We start from the raw sequence: 17,404 nt of genomic DNA, 5'->3' as shown, positions 1-17,404 counted from the left end.
TTCGTTTCAAGTGTTACGCGCAGCGGTAGTTCAGTCGGTTAGAATACCGGCCTGTCACGCCGGGGGTCGCGGGTTCGAGTCCCGTCCGCTGCGCCATATTCGGTAACCTGGAACACTGAACGCCAGGTCACCACGGAAAAGCCCGCTTAGGCGGGTTTTTTTCTGCCTCAAGTTTGACTGTTGTTCCTGTGGGTTGCATCGTTTCACTGGTTTTTAGATTTTTTGAAAAAAACTTCAAATAAATCAACACTTTATAAAAACCTGTGGCATAATGTGCCCCGCAACGAAGGTAAAGGGTGATTAGCTCAGCTGGGAGAGCGTCTGCCTTACAAGCAGAATGTCGGCGGTTCGATCCCGTCATCACCCACCACTTTCAACGCTACGCGCAGCGGTAGTTCAGTCGGTTAGAATACCGGCCTGTCACGCCGGGGGTCGCGGGTTCGAGTCCCGTCCGCTGCGCCATATTCGGTAATCTGGAACACTGAACGCCAGATCACCACAGAAAGCCCGCCCAGTGCGGGCTTTTTGCTGTCTGGCGTTTGGCCAGTCCATAAAGCGATCCGAGGATCGCTTTTTTTGTGCCTGCCCGATTATTGCTCGGCGTTGCGCCTGTGGCGGTAGTCGCTGACGGCTTCATACACTGCCTTGCGCAGGCGATTGATCCCGCCGATGGGGCGGTGCGCCTCGATGCCGAACCAGGGATTGAACGACTGGTTGTCGCATTGCAGGTTCAGCGCCGGTGTATCGAAGTCCTGCGCCGGCACATTGATCCGCGCCACCGTCTCGAAGGGCGCATCGCTCTCGCGCCACTCAATGCTGGTGTCTTCGATCGGCATGTACTTGTTGGCGTCCTGTCGCTGGATCTGCAAGGCGAAACACGCAGGCACCCGGTCGGTCGACAGCTGTTGGTTCAGCGCATTGCGCAGAAAGTTCGGCAGCTTGCGATTCTGTTCCGGCAGGCTGTAGGCCGGGCAGTTATCCGGATCGGGTATGACCCGGAACTTTGCATTGGCTTCACCGAATTTGTAGGGCGAAACCGAAAAGTATGTCGTCTGGGTCGGGCTCGACGGGGCAGGGGCCAGTGTCGCCAGGGCAATAAACAGATGGCGAACCTGCCAGGTGCGTGGATCCCAGCCGGGGAAGAACGCCATCATCTTTTTACCGTCGGCTTGGGCGGCAACGTTTTGACGGTATTCGGCGACATTGCTTACAAAGAAGTTCGGATGGCTGAACATCACAAAATCCTGTTCGCCTCGGCCTTGCTGATCGCTCAACAGTGGTTTGCCCGGTACATCGAACAGCTTGATCGCCATGCCCCGGGCATCGCGAATGCTGTCGAACTGCGGGTAGGCATTGCCGTTGGACAGGCGCATCGTCGCTTGCCAGGTTTTGCCCGGCTCGCTGAACACGCCCTGGCGCAGTTCGCCTGGCAGTTCCGCCAGCACTTGAACCTCAGCCTTCACACAACCGTGGGCCTTGGCATGGGCGTCGCGCAGGTAGCGGGTGCTTTCACGGTGCTGATCGACAATGCGCACGGCGGTCTGGATGATGTCCTGGGTCATCGCGGCTTCACCGTCCGCAATCAACTCCTGCGTCGAGACCGGCCCGCGCTGCTGCCAGGCAAACCAGGCACTGGCCAATGCCCAGCCCAGCACTCCGAGACCCAGTAACCACAGCAGCAGCTTGCCGAGAAAGGCGCCCAGGCGCAGCCAAAGTGTAATCAGCATGGGAAAGTCCTTTTGACTGAGGCGGTGGTCATGGCAATTGCGCTTCCAGCGGGCCGCCCAACACTTTCAGGTATTCCAGCAGTGCCCAGCGTTCTTCCGGCTGCAACCCGCGGCCGATCACACCGTTGCCGAGTTTGCCGGCACGGAATTCATGACCGCTGTTGTGGTTGCCGGTGATTCGCGTGTCGAACAGAAAACCGTTGGCAAAGGCTTCGGTGCGGTAGCCCAGGTGTCCCGGGTCGTACTCGAAAGTACCTTTATAGAAAGTGGTCGCACGCTCATCCTGAGGCGACAGCAATTGATAAATGCTCGGTACCGAACCGTTGTGCAGAAACGGCGGTGTCGCCCAGACACCCGCCAATGGCCTGGCCTTGTACGCACGTAATTCGCGCACACCGATTGGCAGGCCGAAACCGTCCATTTCAGGGCGCTCGGCAGGGGTGACATTGGCGTCTTGATACGCACGGTCCTGGACATAGGCGGTGACATAGGCCAGCCCCTTGGCCACGGACATTTTGCTCAGGTCCAGCGGCTCCGTGGGTTTTGGCTCTACATCGAGTTTTTCCAGTTCCGCCTGGTTCCATTGCAGCGCTGTCAGGTCGAAGCGGTGATCGGCGATGTTGTTGGCCGCGCCGGGGTCTGTGCCAATGTAATCCACCGGGAGCATTTTCAGGTGCTGAACGTATCGCCCGTCGCCCTGTGTGGTGCGCGGTACATGACAACCCGCGCAGTTTTCGGCGAACAAGGCGCGCCCCTTGGCCGCCAGAGGTTTGTCGACCGCGCCCAACAGATCTTCCGGCCAGGCCGGAGGCTTGAGTCGTTGCAGGGTTTCTTCGATCAAGTGCAGATCGCGCACACGGACACTGGAGGGATAGCGGGCATCGCCCATCAGCGGCTGGCCGTTCTTGTCGAAGAAGTTCAGCGTGGCGCCGACGCCCAATGCTTCGCCGATGTTGCGCGCCATCGGTTGTTTCGCCGAGCCGTTCCACTGCACCCATTCAAACGTCCACATGTTCCACAACTGCGGATAATCGACCGGGGCATTGGCCACACGGTAGTTATCGGGGGAAATGGCATCACCGAAGCTGGCGTTGGCAATGCGCCCGAAGGCGTCTGTGCGCCCCGGGCCTTCCTCGGTCGGATAGAGCCCGCGATGGGTGTCGTTCCAGGCCACTTTGAGGAACGTATCCAGTGAGGATTTCAATTCTTTGCGCAGTTGTTTGTGGCGCGTCTCGTAGTCCTGACCCAGCACGTTGCGTGCGAAACGTTCGAATTTCCAAGGGTTGTAGTAAGTGGAGGCGAGGCTGGCCACCAGCGCCTGTCCGAAACTGCCTCCTTTGAGCGTAGGAACACTGGACGGCAGGACATGCTGCGCCGAGCCGCCGTCGATACGCACGGCTTGACCCTTGAAACGCAGTTCACCGGTGTGGCAGGCCGCGCAGGTGATATCCAGAAACCTGTCCGGGCTCCCCGTATTCTGGTGCCGGGTAAAGCCTGCCGGGAGGTTGCCGGGGTTGTTCGGTGTCGGTTTCTGGCCGGGGTCCACCAGAAAACCGAAGCGGGCGAGGTATTCGGGGGCGGCGAAGCGTTGCTGCGAGAAGGGCAGTTCGAGGGCGTTGAACCAGTCGTAGCGCAAGCCTTTGACTTGAGTGCCCTGGGGTGTGAAGTAGTAGGTTTCGCGGTCGACGGCGCTCCATTGCTCCAGGTAATGAACCTGTTGTGCAGGCGACCAGGCCGGCAATTTCGGGTTGGCGACGTAGTAAAGAACCACGGCCATGACCAGCCCGAGCAGTACTGCGATGAGAGCCAGCAAGCGAAAGAAGAGGCGCAAGATAAACATCCTTGTTGAATTATCATGCCGTTATGCCCGAGCACCCAAGGTGCGGCAAGAGGCCATTACGCCAGATATTGTAGGTTCAGGAATCAGTCTGCGTCGGAACAAGATGAAAGAAGCTTCATCAGCCGAATTGTGAAATGCGTTTAAACACCTGAACTTATCAATTGTTTCCGGCTCTCATGCCGGTAGCCATTGGTCGTGGCGGCCTGATAAGCTCGCGGCTTTACTCGATTGCCCTTTAGGCGCATGAACAAGGAAATAGCATGAAACAGCATCGGTTGGCGGCGGCGGTGGCCCTGGTTAGCCTGGTACTCGCGGGTTGTGATTCGCAGACCAGCGTAGAGCTGAAAACTCCGGCGCAAAAAGCTTCCTACGGCATTGGCCTGAACATGGGCAAGAGCCTGGCTCAGGAAGGCATGGATGACCTGGATTCCAAAGCTGTAGCTCAGGGCATCGAAGACGCCGTCGGCAAGAAAGAGCAGAAGCTCAAAGACGAAGAATTGGTTGAGGCGTTCGCCGCACTGCAAAAGCGTGCCGAAGAGCGCATGGCCAAGATGAGCGAAGAGTCGGCCGCTGCCGGCAAGAAATTCCTCGAAGAAAACGCCAAGAAAGCCGGTGTAACCACCACGGCTTCGGGCTTGCAGTATGAAGTCGTGCAGAAAGCCGATGGCCCTCAGCCAAAGCCGTCTGACGTAGTGACCGTTCACTACACTGGCAAGCTGACCAACGGCACCGTATTCGACAGCTCCGTCGAGCGCGGCAGCCCGATCGATCTGCCGGTCAGCGGTGTGATCCCGGGTTGGGTCGAAGGCCTGCAACTGATGCACGTTGGCGAGAAGTACAAACTGTACATCCCTGCTGACCTGGCTTACGGCGCTCAAAGCCCGAGCCCGGCGATTCCGGCCAACTCGGTGCTGGTATTCGACCTGGAACTGCTGGCCATCAAGGATCCGGCAAAAGAAGACGCCGCTGCCAAGTAACCAGCGTCTGCTTCGATAACAACGCCTCGCTTATGCGGGGCGTTGTTGCATCTGGCGTTCGGTACGGGTAAACAAAACGAACAGACGCTCTAGGCCGGAGTCTTAGGCATGGTAGCCTCGGCGCTAGACGCACAAGGCCGCCAAGTCAATGAAATTATGGGGTTTTTTTGATGAGTAAAAAACGCCCGATCTGAACGGAGGCCTTGTAAAACGGGCCTTGCAGCGATGAAAAGCAGCTCTGTTCACAAGGTTATCCACAATTTGTGTGGATAACATTTCAACGGGAGGAATGATGAAAGCACCCTGGAATTTCACTCGTTTCCTGCCACTGGCTGGCCGCCTGCTGGCACGCGGCCGATTGCCGACCCTGTTGTTCGCGGTCGCCAGCAAAGGCGCGAGCCAAGGCAATCGACTGGGCAAGCTCAAGGACGATTTGAAGCTGTTGCAGGCACTCTGCCTGGCCTACTGGCGTGGTGAATATCGCGCCATCAGCCCCAAGGCGCTGGTTTCGGTCGTCGCGGGCCTGATGTACTTCCTCAGCCCGGTGGATGCGATCCCGGATTTCATTCCGGTGTTCGGCATGCTCGATGACATCGCGGTATTGGCGTGGCTGATGAAAGTGCTCGACGACGAACTCAATGCCTTCCGCGCCTGGCGCAACCGTCAGGTGCCGGAGAAGCTCGCGGTGGTCGAGCGCCTGCCTGATACCCCCGAGCAACTGCAACTTCAAGGCCCGAAAAAACACTGAGTCGATTTCGACCTGTTCACAGATTGATTCCCCCCCGCGACCTTGGCCGCTGTTAGGATTACACTTCTAGGGAAAAGTGCCGACTCGCTAAGTGTTGTTGTCCTACGGGGTAGTCATGGATATTCAGATAATTACACGCGAAGGCGAACCCGAATATGCGGTTCTGCCATGGGCTCAGTATCAGGCGTTATTGAAAGCAGCGGGGGTCAAGGAGCAAGCGTCGCCTCAAGCCACGAAGATTCAGGCGGCAACACCAGACGCGATTCTTCCGGGTCTGGATCAACTACGCAGTTTGCGCGAAGGAAAGGGCATCGCCATCGAGGCGCTGGCCCGCACGGTAGGCATCAGCCCGTCTTACCTGGCCATGATCGAAAGCGGCGAGCGTCTGCCCGACGCTGCGATTCGCCGTAGCCTGGCCTGGGAATTGACGGTGCCAGGGTGGAGGGATGAATCGTGAGCGTACGCATCAGTCGTCAACATTGGGACGGATTGCTGGGCGAACTGGATCAGGCGCGTCGCCAGCGCCATCTGTTGACGTATCGGGCATTGCTGGAGCGTTTGCAGCTGCCGACCCCGGCCATGCAAACCCTGACGGCGGCCCTTGAGCATCTGGCGGCCCTGGACGCCAGGGCGGAGCAGCCATTGCGCAGTTCACTGGTGATCAGTCAGGGCGCCAGCCGCTTGCCGCGCACCGGATTCTTTGAGTGTGTCGAGCGTCTCGGACGTTTTTCCGGGCCGTCGGACGGCGTTGCCGCCGCGTCCTGGCATGCTTCGGAAGTGGTGCGGGTGTTCGAGTACGAATACCCGGAATCGGCTGAGGCCTGAGTGTTTTTACAACTCAAGGCACGGGCCGGTTACTGGCTCGCGCGCCGATTGTTTCACTGGTCATGGTTTGTCCGTCAGCCACGAGGCTGGCGCTGGCTCGAAGGCCAGTTCGCACGCATGGCCAACCTGGGCGATGTCGGCGCCCAGAGCTTCTATGGGCACATCCTGACGTTTCGCGGTGTCGGGCTCGGGGCTCGTGAGGAGGGCGTGCGTTTGTTGCGCCTGGCGGCGTTGGCGGGCGATGGCAAGGCGGCGTATCAAGTGGGCGTGATCAGTCTGGCCGGGACGGCGAGCAAGGCACCGGATCCGATTGAAGCGGTGCGATTCTGGGAGATCGCGGCGAAGGCCGGGCATCCGTTGGCGCCGATCAAGCTCAAAGAACTGAAGTCCTCTTCGGCGCCTCGTTGATTGGAGTGAAGCCGAAAAAATCCCTTATCGGTGCCCGGAAACGAGCACCTCTTCAACAGGCGACACCGCCAGGCTATCAATCACGTGCACGCTATAGCCCTGCACATTCTTCGCATGGTGCTTGGCCTGTGATGCCATCTCGGCCAACTGGCTCGCATCGAGTTGTTCACAGACCTGTGGATGCAGATGCACCACCCCGATCGACAGCGACAACAGCGCAAACTCCTGTCGCACGCCCTGGCGGTTCGGTGCGACGAAGCAGCCGGCTTCCAGGTGCTCGCTGCGGTAGAAACGCCGGCACTGGCTCTGGAAGTCGTCGAGTAACTGGTTCAAACGTTTGCGCCAGTCTTCCGGGCCGAGCACCAGCAGGAAATCATCACCGCCGATGTGGCCGACGAAGTCGCGGGCCGGGTCGACGCGGTCGTTCAGGCATTGCGCCAGGCACAGCAGGATTTCGTCGCCGCGGCCATAGCCGTAGATGTCGTTGAAGGGTTTGAAGCTATCAATGTCCACGTAACAGATCACCGATTCCCGTTGCTGTTGCAGCAGTCGCGTCAGGCATTGCTGGATCGGCACGTTGCCCGGAAGCAAGGTCAACGGGTTGGCGTAGCGGGCCTGTTGGATCTTCAGTTCGGTGATCAGCTTGAGCACGTCAATCACCCGGCCCAACCCCAGATAACCGCCGTTGAGGGTGATGATGAAATCCTCCTCGATGCGCTGGCGGGCACGGCTGGTGATCAGACGGCTGACTTGTTGCAGCGACTGACTCAGCTCGACGGCGAGGAAGTCATCGTTCATCAAGCGGCTGATGGGCTTGCGGGCGAACAGGTCGGTGGCAAAGGGCTTGAGCAGGGCGTCGGAGAGCGAATGCCGATGGACGATGCCACATGGCTGGCCCTGTTCATCCAGGACTGCCAGCGAGTTCAGGTTGGCCTGGCGGCGAAAGGCTTCGAGCACCGTGGCGGTCGGGGTGTCCCGGTTCACCGCGGGTTGCTCGTTGAGCAGGGCGCTGAGGTCGCTGCCGTCTTCGCTCAGTACAACGGCGGTGCTGTCCTGTCGGGGCATCAATGCCCGGGCATCCCGCGGTGGGTGCTCCTGGGGGCGGCAGAGCAGATAACCCTGCACCAGGTCCACGCCCATCTCGGTCAGCACCGTGAGCTCTTCGGGTAGCTCGATACCTTCGGCGATGACTTGCGCCCGCGAGGCCTTGGCGATTTGCAGGATCGAGCCGACGAACTCGCGCTTGAGCGCATCCTGATGAATGCCATCAATGAAATGCCGGTCGATTTTCACGTAATCCGGCCGCAGTTCGGACCACAACCGCAAACTCGAATAGCCCGCCCCCAGATCATCCAGCGCGATCGAAAACCCCATCGCCCGATAGTGATGCAGGGCGGTTTGCAGCAGCTGGAAATCATCCGTTGGCGTCTGTTCCGTGAGCTCGATGACCACCTGACTGGGCGGAATGCCGAAGTCTTGCAGCAGTTGCAGGGTACGCCCCGGTTGATGGGCCGCTTCGAGCAGGGATTCCGGGGATACGTTAAGGAACAACAGGCCGGGCAGTTGTTGCTCATTGAAGCGTCGGCAAGCGCTTTCGCGACAGGCAATTTCCAGCTCGCTCAGGCGTCCGGCCTGGCGGGCGACGGCGAACAGGGCGACAGGGGAGTGCAGAGGGCTGTTGGACGGGCCGCGACTTAGGGCTTCGTAGCCGAGAATGCGCCGTTCAGAGACGCTGATGATCGGCTGGAACAGGCTGTGCAAATCGCTTTGAGTCAGGATCGAGCTCAATGCACTCAGCTGTTCGGTTGTGGTCATGGCGATCTCTGGCGATAAAAAAGGACCGGGCGTGCCCTTGGTAAAAAGAGCACGCCCGGTCCTTTATTTCACGACAGAATGATGACTGCTTGATGACGCTCCGGGGAGCGTCAGCATTAAATTGCCATCAGTTGTTTGTATAAACTCAGTGCTTGGCTACTGCCGTGTTGAGTTTCAGGTAGTCCAGCAGAATCCGCCCGGTTTCGCTCAGGTAGGCATCGTCTTCCGGCTTGGTCTTGTCATCCTCGGCCGCAATAGCGTCCTCGTCTTCTTTCTTCAGCTCTTTGAGCGGTTCTTCGCCCTTGGCCTTGCGACGGATGTTTTCCATGGTCAGCTGTTTGGCTTCGATGTCAGCGTGCTGGGCACGACGCTCGGCTTCATTGAGGCTGACGGTTTTTTCGGCCATCAGTTTCTGCGCCAGGGCCAGCTTGTCGCGGATGAACACGAACTCCGCATCTTTGGCCGTACGCCCGTCATGCTCGGACTTGAGCTGCGAAATGTATGGTTTGAACGGATCCACGGCAGGCTTGATCGCAGCCTTGATGGTGTCCCACGGCATGGCTTCCGGCAGGGCGCTTTCACCGATTTCCTTGGTGTCGATGATCGACGGGTAGTCGATGTCCGGCAGGACGCCCTGATGCTGGGTGCTCTGCCCGGAAACCCGGTAGAACTTGGCCAGGGTCAGTTTCAGTTCGCCATGGTTGAGCGGCTGAATGGTCTGCACGGTGCCTTTGCCGAAGGTCTGGCCGCCGATGATCAGTGCGCGGTGGTAGTCCTGCATGGCGCCGGCAAAAATCTCCGAAGCCGAGGCGGACAGGCGGTTGACCAGCAACGCCATCGGGCCTTTGTAGAACGCGCCCGGGTTTTCATCTTCCAGGACATCGACCCGGCCATCGGCGTTACGCACGAGTACGGTCGGGCCTTTGTCGATGAACAGGCTGGTCAGCTCGGTGGCCTCTTGCAGGGAACCGCCGCCATTGTTGCGCAGGTCGATGACTACGCCGTCGACTTTCTCTTTCTGCAATTCGGTCAGCAGTTTCTTGACGTCGCGGGTGGTGCTCTTGTAATCCGGGTCACCGGCACGGAAGGCCTTGAAGTCCAGATAGAAAGCCGGGATTTCGATGACGCCGAGCTTGTAGTCCTTGCCGTCCTGCTTCAGGTTCAGTACCGATTTCTTCACGGCCTGGTCTTCGAGTTTCACCGCTTCACGGGTGATCGGCACGATCTTGGTGGTCTGGTCGTTCGGCGCATTGCTCGCCGGGATCACTTCCAGGCGCACCACGGTGCCTTTCGGACCACGGATCAGCTTGACCACTTCGTCCAGGCGCCAGCCCACGACGTCAACCATTTCCTTGTTGCCCTGGGCAACGCCGATGATCTTGTCGGCGGGTGCAACCTGCTTGGTCTTGTCCGCCGGACCTGCCGGCACCAGGCGTACGACTTTCACCTGGTCGTTATCGCTCTGCAGCACGGCGCCGATGCCCTCGAGGGACAGGCTCATGTTGATGTCGAAGTTCTCCGCGTTATCCGGTGACAGATAGTTGGTGTGCGGGTCGTAGGACATGGCGAAGGTGTTGATGTACGCCTGGAAGATGTCTTCCGCGCGGGTCTGGTCCAGGCGCGCCAACTGGTTCTTGTAGCGCTTGGTCAGGGTTTCCTGGATCTGCTTGGGCTCTTTGCCGGCGATCTTCATCCGCAGCACTTCATCCTTGACGCGTTTGCGCCACAGGTCGTCGAGTTCTGCGGTGGATTTGAGCCAAGGGGCCTCCTTGCGATCGATCAGCAAGGTTTCCTTGGTGGTGAAGTCGATCTTGTCGACGCCTTTGCCCAGCTCGGCAAGGGCGAAGTCCAGACGCGCCTTTACGCGGTCCAGGTAGCGCTTGTAGATGGTGAACCCGGCGTTCAGGTCGCCGCTCTTGAGGAAATCGTCGAACTGCGTCTTCCACTTGTCGAATTCGGCAATGTCGCTGGCCATGAAGTAGCTGCGCGACGGATCCAGCAGCTTGAGGTAGCTGTCGTAGATGATCACCGAGCGTGCGTCATCGAGCGGTGGCTTGCTGTAGTGGTGGCGCTTGAGCAACTCCACGACGTTCAGGCTGGCGATCACTTCGTCACGATCGGGTTGAAGCTTGTCCCAGCTATTGGCTGCGAAAGTATTGCCCGACATCGGCAGCAAGCCGATACCGATGAATAAGGCGAGGGCAGTGCTGGGGAACAGATGCTTCATGCTGATTCGACGCGGGGACAATTGATAACGCATATTAGGCCGTCTTTGAAGTCGCCGGATCTTTGGGAACCGGTCGCATAATGCAAAAAGCCCGACGCTATAGCTTCGGGCTCAGTCCAGACTCACTATGGAGGCACTGTGAAAGCATTGCAAGGCGTTGACGGTCGAGTGGTGTGGGTTGATGAGCCGAGTCCTACATGCGATGTAGGGCAAGTTCGCATCCGAGTGTCGGCAGCGGGTCTCAATCGCGCCGATTTATTGCAGAAGGCAGGCCTTTATCCGCCGCCGCCAGGGGTTAGCCAAGTGCTTGGTCTAGAGTGCTCCGGTGTGATCAGCGAGGTTGGCGCCGGGTCCTCCTGGCAGATTGGCGATCGGGTTTGCGCCTTGCTGGCCGGGGGCGGGATGGCCGAAGAGGTGGTTGTCGACGGGCGGCACGTGCTGCCGGTTCCCGACGGAGTGTCACTGGTCGAAGCGGCGGCATTGCCCGAAGTTTATGCAACAGTCTGGCTGAATTTGTTTCAACTGGCTGCGCTCAAACCGGGTCAGAAAGTTCTGCTGCATGCCGGAGCAAGTGGAATTGGTTCAGCGGCCATTCAGCTGTGCAAGGCCTTCGGTAACCCGTGCTGGGTCAGCGTCGGCTCCGCCGAGCGGTTGGCGTATTGCGAAGCGCTGGGCGCCCAGGGCGGCGTGGTGCGTAATGACGATCTGGAGAGCCTGCGGGATCTGGGGCCGTTCGACGTGATTCTCGACCCGGTGGGTGGCAATTACGCGGCTTTGAACCTCAAGTTGCTGGCGCAGGATGGTCGTTGGGTGTTGATCGGTCTGATGGGCGGCCGCGAGGCCAAGCTGGATCTGGCCCACGTGCTGGCCAAGCGCGTGCAATTGCTGGGCTCGACCCTGCGCAGCCGTGGCGATCAGTTCAAGGCGGATCTATTCAGCGATCTCAGTCAGCACGTGTGGCCGTTGTTCGCCGAAGGGCGCTTGAGCCCGCAACTGGCCAGGACATTCCCGATCAAGGATGCCGAGGCAGCGTTTGCCGAGCTGGCGAGCAATACCGTGGCGGGGAAGGTGGTGTTGGTGATTGATGAAAGCTTGAGCTGACAACACAAAAAACTGTGGGAGCGAGCTTGCTCGCGATGGCGGCCTGTCTGTCGACATTAACGTTGACTGACACTCTGCTATCGCGAGCAAGCTCGCTCCCACAGGGGATCCGGGTTATTTCCAGATATGGATCGGCCAACCGGCTTTTTCGGCGTGTTCCAGTAATACCGGGTCCGGATTGACCACGTGGGGGAAATCCACCTTCAGCAACAGCGGCAGGTCGTTGCGTGAGTCGGAATAGAAACTCGCGCCTTCAAGGTTTTCTTCTTCCGCATCCAGCCATTCCAGCAAGCGGGTGATCTTGCCTTCGCGATAAGTCAGGGTGCCGACGGTATGGCCGGTGTAAACGCCATGAGCCACTTCCAGTTCGATGCCCAGAATCTCGTCGATGCCCAGGCGCTCGGCGATTGGGCCGACCAGGTGGGTGCCCGAGGCCGAGATCACCAGAATCCGGTCGCCGGCCTTGCGGTGGGCGGCGATGGCTTTGGTGGCGTCGCTGAAGATGATCGGTTCGATGAAGTCTTCCACCCATGGACCAACCAGATGCTCGACCTCTTGCGGCGTGCGGCCGATCATCGGCTCGAGGCTGAAGGTCATGTAGTCCTCCATGCGCAACTTGCCGTGGCTGTAGGCGTCCATCAGCTCGTTGTTCTGCCGCATGAACGACTCGGAGTCGACCCAGCCCAGGCGGCCCATCTGTTCGCTCCAGAGAGTGGCGCAGTCGCCATGGATCAGGGTTTCGTCCAGATCAAAAATTGCCAGGGCCATCAGTGCAGTTCTCTCTTCAGGGTAAGCAAAGGCATCAGGCTACCTCACACAGGGCCGTCGGATCGATGGAAAGCGCCAGCCGCTGACCATCGGGATGCAGGTCGGCCGCCGAGCGGTTCAGCACATCCACCACCAATTCCACGCCCCGGGCTTCGACCCGGTAGCGAATCACGTTGCCCAGCAGGCTGTGGCTGCGTATCTGTGCGTCCAGTTCGCCGTTAAGGCTCAGTTCGATGGCTTCTGGGCGAATGGCGATGCGCTTGCTGATCGGACGCTGCAGCAGCTTCGAGGCGCTGTCGGCATCCAGCAGGTTGTAGTTGCCGATGAAACCGGCGGCGAACACATCCACCGGTGCGGTGTAGAGGGTTTCGGCGTCGCCGCTTTGTACGATTTTTCCCTGATTCATCAGGAAAATCCGGTCAGACATGGTCAGGGCTTCTTCCTGATCGTGTGTGACGAAAATCGTGGTCAGGCCCAGTTCGCGCTGGATCTGACGAATCTGTTCACGCAGGTGCTTGCGAATGCGCGCGTCCAGGGCCGACAACGGCTCGTCGAGCAGCAACAGGCGTGGCCGGGTCACCAGGGAGCGGGCGAGGGCGACGCGCTGGCACTGTCCTCCCGAGAGCTGATGCGGGTAACGCGCGGCAAAGTCATTGAGCTCCACCAGTCTGAGCACTTCGGCGACGCGTTTGCGGCTGTCATCGGCATTGACCTTTTGCATGCGCAGGCCGAAGGCGACGTTTTGCTCCACGGTCATGTTGGGGAACAGCGCATAACTCTGGAACACCATGCCGATCCCGCGTTTCTGCGGGCTCACCGGCACGATGTCCTGGCCGTCGAGCAGGATCTTGCCGCCATCCACAGAGGTCAGGCCGGCGATGCAGCGCAGCAGGGTGGATTTGCCGCAACCGGACGGGCCGAGCAGGGTGACGAACTCGCCTTTCTGGATTTCGCAATTGATGTCGCTGAACACCGTGGTGCCTGCGAAGCTTTTCTGAAGATGTTGGACGCTGACATAGCTCATTCGCTTTTGTCCCTGTTCAAGATATTGGCAATCCAGGTCAGAACCAGCACAAAGAAGAAGTAGGAAATCACCAGCGCACTGGTGAAATGACCGCTGCTGTTGCGCATGTTGTTGAGGTAGACCTGCAGGGTTTCGTAGCGGGTGCCGACGAGGATGTTGGCGAACACGAACTCACCGAACAGGAACGAGAACGACAGCAGCAGTGCCACCATCAGGCCCTTGCGCAGGTTCGGCAGCACCACCAGGAACGCGGCTTGAAAGGTGCTGGCGCCGAGCAACTGAGCGGCGTCCATCAGGTCGCGCAGGTTGATCGCTTGCAGGTTGTTGGTGATCGCCCGGTACATGAACGGCAGCGCCACGGTGAAGTAGCAACCGATCAGGATCCACGGCGTACCGACCATGGCGAACGGCCCGGAACCGTAGAGCTGCAACAGTCCCACCGACGACACCACCGGCGGCACGGCGAAGGGCAGCAGGATCAGGATGTTCATCAGCGCGTCGAGTTTCGGGAAGTGGTAATGCACCACGAACAGCAGCGGCAGAATCAGCACTACTGAAAGAATCAGCGAGCCGACGCAGACCAGCAGCGATTGCCCGAACGCATGCAGAAAGCGCGGATCGCTCCACAGCTGGATGTACCATTTGAGGGTGAAACCGCTGGGCAGAATGGTCGCCGACCAACTGCTGGCGATCGAGTAGATCAGCGTGCCGGCCAGCGGCAACAGCAGGATGGCAAACAGCAAGTACACCACGACGCGGTGGTAGACACCGGCGGGCCCCAGTTCAGCGCGAGACATGGTAGCTCCTCTTCAACAGCAACTGATGCACGATGGTCACCAGGGTCATCAAGGCCACCAGCACCACGGCCAGGGCGCTGGCCAGGTTCGGGTCCAGGGAAATGTCACCGGACACCATCGCCGCGATGCGGATCGGCAGCACGTTGAAGTTGCCGGTGGTCAAGGCGTACACCGTGGCGTAGGCACCGAGGGCGTTGGCCAGCAGGATCACGAAGGTGCCGAGCAACGCAGGTGTCAACACCGGCAATCCGATGTGTCGCCAGAATTGCCAGCCGCTCGCGCCGAGCAGTGAGGCGGACTCGCGCCAGTCCTCGCGCAAGGCATCGAAGGCCGGGTACAGCAGCAGCACGCCGAGGGGAATCTGGAAGTAGGTGTAGAGAATGATCAGCCCGGTTTTCGAGTACAGGTTGAAATCCTGAATGATGCCGGCCTGCTTGAGCATGATGGTGAAGCTGCCGTTGAAGCCGAGCAAAATGATGAACGCGAAGGCCAGGGGCACGCCGGCGAAGTTGCTGGTCATGTTGGCGAAGGCGTTGACGAAATTGCGCAGTTTCGAATCGACCCGACGCAGGGAGTAGGCGCCCAGTATGGCGATGATGATCCCGAACACGCTGGACCAGAAGCTGATCTCAAGGCTGTACTGGATGGCCTGCAGGTAAAACTTCGAGCTGAAGATCTTGCTGAAGTTGGCCAGGCCCCAGCCGAACTCTTCCGACTCCAGGCTGTTGATCATCACCCAGGTCAGCGGGGCAATTTCGAATACGATAAAAAACAGTGCGAAGGGCAGCAGACACAGGGCAGCGAGCCATTTACTGCGGGTCATGGCATTCACTTGAGCAACCCCCGGCAGACCGGTTTGTCGTGGGGCACGCCAAGCAACGCGCAGACTGTGCCGCAGATGTCGGTCTGTTTCGGCGCGGCGCCGGCGTCGAAGCTGAATGCGTCACCGAGAACGAACAGCGGCACCTCACGCTCTTCCGGCAGCAGGCCGTTGTGGGAGCGGTCGTTGTTCATGCCGTGGTCGGCGGTGACCAGCACCTGATAGCCGGCATCGAGCCAGCCTTGCAGGTAGTCGGCCAGGATGATGTCGGCCGAGCGGGCGCTGTTGCGGTACTGCGGTGTGTCGAGGCCGTGCTTGTGCCCGGCGTCGTCGATGTTCATCGGGTGGATCAGCAAAAAGTTCGGCGTGTGGCGCAGGCGCAGGTTCTCGGCGTCGGCGAACAGGTGCGAATCCGGGTAGTGATCGCTCCAGTAGAAGTGCCCGTGCTGGATCGGCAGTTGCGGGTTATCGGTGTGACGGTCCCGGGCCGCCACGAAGGGCGAACGGTTGTACAACTCGCTGACCCAGTGATAGGCCGCCGCCGCGGTTACAAGACCTGCGTCGGTGGCGTAGTGATAGATGCTGCGCTGGTTGGACAGGCGCGAGACGTTGTTGTGGACGATACCGCTGTCGATGGGCGCAACGCCGGTCAGGATGCATTCGTACAGCGGGCGGGACAGGGCTGGCAACTCGCACTCCAGTTTATAGAGTGCGGCGCGTCCGGCGCCGACGTACGCCTGCAGGTGCCCCATGGCGTGGCGGGCGACCTCGTAGTTGAGGCCGTCGAGCACGACAAGGATGACGTTGTGCTTCATAGGGGCGATGACTCCGTGAAACAGATATTCGGAACTCACTCGATCCACTGTGGGAGCGAGCTTGCTCGCGATGAGGGACTACCAGTCAACATCTATGTTGAATGCCAGTTCGCTATCGCGAGCAAGCTCGCTCCCACAGGGATTCTCATTGACCCATCAAAAAATGGTGGGCCACAGGGTTACTGCATATTGATGATGACTTCTTCCTGCCACTTCTGAGGAAGGGCCTTGGAGGTCTTTTCCCAGGCGTCCGCGTCTTTGATCGGTGTGACCTTTTTGTACTGCTCGTTAGGCAGCAGCTTGGCCTGCACCTCGGCTGGCAGTGTCAGGTGCTCGGCACGGATCGGACGGGCGTTGCCCTTGGCCAGGTTGATCTGGCCGGCGTCGCTGAAGATGTATTCGCGGGCCAGCTTGGCGGCGTTCGGGTTCTTCGCGTACTTGTTGATGATGGTGGTGTAGCCGGAAATCACCGAACCGTCGGACGGGATCAGCACCACGTAATCATCCGGGTTGGCCATCTTGGCCTTGTAACTCAGGCCGTTGAAATCCCAGACCACGCCGACTTCGATCTCGCCCTTTTCCATGGTGGCGATGGTCGGGTTGGACATCGACAGGCGACCTTGCTTGGCGATGTCGGCGAACAGATCCAGGGCAGGCTTGAGGTTTTTCTCGTCGCCACCGTTGGCCAGTGCCGCTGCCAGTACGCCGTTGGCGGCCTGGGCTGCGGTGCTCACGTCACCGATGGAGACCTTGTATTTACCGCCCTTGAGGTCAGCCCACTTGGTTGGGGCTTCGGAGCCGTGCAGCAACTTCTTGTTGACGATGAAAGCGATGGTGCCGGTGTAGGCCAGCGCCCAGTTGCCGTCCTTGTCCTTGGCCCAGGCTGGTACCTGATCCCAGGTGGAAGGCTTGTAAGGCTGGACCACGCCTTGCTTGACCGCGATCGGGCCGAACGCTGCACCGACGTCGCCGATGTCGGCGCTGGCGTTGTCTTTTTCCGCGGCGAACTTGGCGATCTCCTGGGCCGAGCTCATGTCGGTGTCGATGTGCTTGAGGCCGTATTTATCGCTCAGGTCTTTCCAGGTGCCGGCCCAGTTGGCCCAGTCATTGGGCATGCCGACACTGTTGACGGCGCCTTCCGCTTTCGCAGCGGCTTCCAGGGTTTTCAGATCATCGGCCGCCATGGCGGCGGTGCACATTGCGATGGTCGAGCCTAACAGTGATGCCAGGAAAAGCTTTTTCATTCCGAAGCTCCTTGGGTCGTGTTCAACGCTACGATTGCGGTTGTGTTGGTCTAGGTCAGCAATACCTGAGCCAATTTAAGGGGGCTGGATGACACTTTGATGTCGTTCGTCGCCCGGGATGACTTTTTGTTCAGCGGTATCGCGACTGGCCTGCTAAGCGTAGACCATGGTCAAAGCTCCGGCAGGCAAGGGACTTGGCCGATGAATTGCACGTTGTTGAAAGAAGAGGAAGTCAGGGAATGGCGACCGTTGGGCAGTTTTGTCACAT

At 59.5% G+C, this 17,404-nt stretch carries 16 protein-coding genes and 3 tRNA genes; 9 read left to right on the top strand and 10 right to left on the bottom strand.

Annotated features, from left to right (window positions below; all coding sequences use genetic code 11):
- The first annotated feature begins 19 nt into the window (after positions 1-19).
- The 3 genes from AC1D1M_RS11210 to AC1D1M_RS11200 all read left to right on the top strand — a co-directional run bounded on the left by AC1D1M_RS11210 (position 20) and on the right by AC1D1M_RS11200 (position 462).
- A tRNA-Asp gene (locus tag AC1D1M_RS11210) sits at positions 20-96 on the top strand.
- 198 nt (positions 97-294) lie between these two features.
- A tRNA-Val gene (locus AC1D1M_RS11205) sits at positions 295-370 on the top strand.
- 15 nt (positions 371-385) lie between these two features.
- Positions 386-462 (top strand) — tRNA-Asp (locus tag AC1D1M_RS11200).
- Between the two features lie 128 nt (positions 463-590).
- On the opposite strand, the gene AC1D1M_RS11195 is transcribed toward AC1D1M_RS11200, so the two are convergent.
- Together AC1D1M_RS11195 and AC1D1M_RS11190 are read right to left on the bottom strand one after the other, a co-directional pair.
- Entirely contained in the window at positions 591-1,727 is a 1,137-nt protein-coding gene (locus AC1D1M_RS11195; protein ID WP_477775683.1) for a catalase family protein, read from the bottom strand.
- A 28-nt stretch (positions 1,728-1,755) separates the two neighbouring features.
- Entirely contained in the window at positions 1,756-3,558 is a 1,803-nt protein-coding gene (locus AC1D1M_RS11190; RefSeq protein WP_477775682.1) for a di-heme-cytochrome C peroxidase, read from the bottom strand.
- 269 nt (positions 3,559-3,827) lie between these two features.
- Between AC1D1M_RS11190 and AC1D1M_RS11185 the strand changes: the two genes are divergently transcribed.
- From AC1D1M_RS11185 to AC1D1M_RS11165, 5 genes are all read left to right on the top strand, one after another.
- Positions 3,828-4,544, top strand: coding sequence for an FKBP-type peptidyl-prolyl cis-trans isomerase (locus AC1D1M_RS11185; RefSeq protein ID WP_103394837.1), 717 nt, complete (start codon positions 3,828-3,830; stop codon positions 4,542-4,544).
- A 292-nt stretch (positions 4,545-4,836) separates the two neighbouring features.
- Positions 4,837-5,292, top strand: coding sequence for a YkvA family protein (locus AC1D1M_RS11180; RefSeq protein ID WP_477775681.1), 456 nt, complete (start codon positions 4,837-4,839; stop codon positions 5,290-5,292).
- A gap of 115 nt (positions 5,293-5,407) precedes the next feature.
- A complete protein-coding gene (locus AC1D1M_RS11175) occupies positions 5,408-5,749 on the top strand; it encodes a helix-turn-helix domain-containing protein (protein WP_477775680.1) in 342 nt (113 codons plus the stop codon).
- Positions 5,746-6,117 carry a hypothetical protein gene (locus tag AC1D1M_RS11170; protein ID WP_007898892.1) on the top strand — a complete coding sequence of 124 codons (372 nt, stop codon included), beginning with the start codon at positions 5,746-5,748 and terminating at the stop codon, positions 6,115-6,117. The genes AC1D1M_RS11175 and AC1D1M_RS11170 overlap by 4 nt, the downstream gene beginning before the upstream one ends.
- Complete coding sequence (locus tag AC1D1M_RS11165) at positions 6,118-6,525, top strand: SEL1-like repeat protein (protein ID WP_477775679.1); 408 nt, start codon at positions 6,118-6,120, stop codon at positions 6,523-6,525. It abuts the gene before it with no gap.
- Positions 6,526-6,549: 24 nt separating this feature from the next.
- On the opposite strand, the gene AC1D1M_RS11160 is transcribed toward AC1D1M_RS11165, so the two are convergent.
- Complete coding sequence (locus tag AC1D1M_RS11160; RefSeq protein ID WP_477775678.1) at positions 6,550-8,340, bottom strand: bifunctional diguanylate cyclase/phosphodiesterase; 1,791 nt, start codon at positions 8,338-8,340, stop codon at positions 6,550-6,552.
- 145 nt (positions 8,341-8,485) lie between these two features.
- A complete protein-coding gene (locus AC1D1M_RS11155; protein ID WP_477775677.1) occupies positions 8,486-10,567 on the bottom strand; it encodes a carboxy terminal-processing peptidase in 2,082 nt (693 codons plus the stop codon).
- A gap of 138 nt (positions 10,568-10,705) precedes the next feature.
- Between AC1D1M_RS11155 and AC1D1M_RS11150 the strand changes: the two genes are divergently transcribed.
- Positions 10,706-11,668, top strand: a complete 963-nt coding sequence (locus AC1D1M_RS11150) for a zinc-binding dehydrogenase (protein WP_477775676.1) — start codon at positions 10,706-10,708, stop codon at positions 11,666-11,668.
- A 114-nt stretch (positions 11,669-11,782) separates the two neighbouring features.
- Here AC1D1M_RS11150 and AC1D1M_RS11145 read toward each other — a convergent pair whose 3' ends face one another.
- From AC1D1M_RS11145 to AC1D1M_RS11120, 6 genes are all read right to left on the bottom strand, one after another.
- A complete protein-coding gene (locus AC1D1M_RS11145; protein WP_477775675.1) occupies positions 11,783-12,436 on the bottom strand; it encodes an HAD family hydrolase in 654 nt (217 codons plus the stop codon).
- A 34-nt stretch (positions 12,437-12,470) separates the two neighbouring features.
- Positions 12,471-13,460 carry an ABC transporter ATP-binding protein gene (locus AC1D1M_RS11140; RefSeq protein ID WP_477775674.1) on the bottom strand — a complete coding sequence of 330 codons (990 nt, stop codon included), beginning with the start codon at positions 13,458-13,460 and terminating at the stop codon, positions 12,471-12,473.
- Positions 13,457-14,257, bottom strand: a complete 801-nt coding sequence (locus tag AC1D1M_RS11135) for an ABC transporter permease (RefSeq protein ID WP_223444854.1) — start codon at positions 14,255-14,257, stop codon at positions 13,457-13,459. Before AC1D1M_RS11135 ends, AC1D1M_RS11140 begins: the two co-directional genes overlap by 4 nt.
- Entirely contained in the window at positions 14,244-15,080 is an 837-nt protein-coding gene (locus AC1D1M_RS11130; RefSeq protein ID WP_477775673.1) for an ABC transporter permease, read from the bottom strand. Before AC1D1M_RS11130 ends, AC1D1M_RS11135 begins: the two co-directional genes overlap by 14 nt.
- A 5-nt stretch (positions 15,081-15,085) precedes the next feature.
- Positions 15,086-15,892: an alkaline phosphatase family protein gene (locus tag AC1D1M_RS11125; RefSeq protein WP_477775672.1), complete on the bottom strand. Its 807-nt coding sequence runs from the start codon at positions 15,890-15,892 to the stop codon at positions 15,086-15,088.
- Positions 15,893-16,071: 179 nt separating this feature from the next.
- The gene (locus tag AC1D1M_RS11120; RefSeq protein WP_477775671.1) at positions 16,072-17,136 is read right to left on the bottom strand and encodes an ABC transporter substrate-binding protein; all 1,065 of its coding nucleotides are present in this window, start codon (positions 17,134-17,136) and stop codon (positions 16,072-16,074) included.
- Between the last annotated feature and the right edge of the window lie 268 nt (positions 17,137-17,404).

Source organism: Pseudomonas sp. P1_F7, from assembly GCF_056405655.1.
Note: the sequence above shows the minus strand (reverse complement) of the source record. Positions and strands in the feature narration are given on the sequence as shown.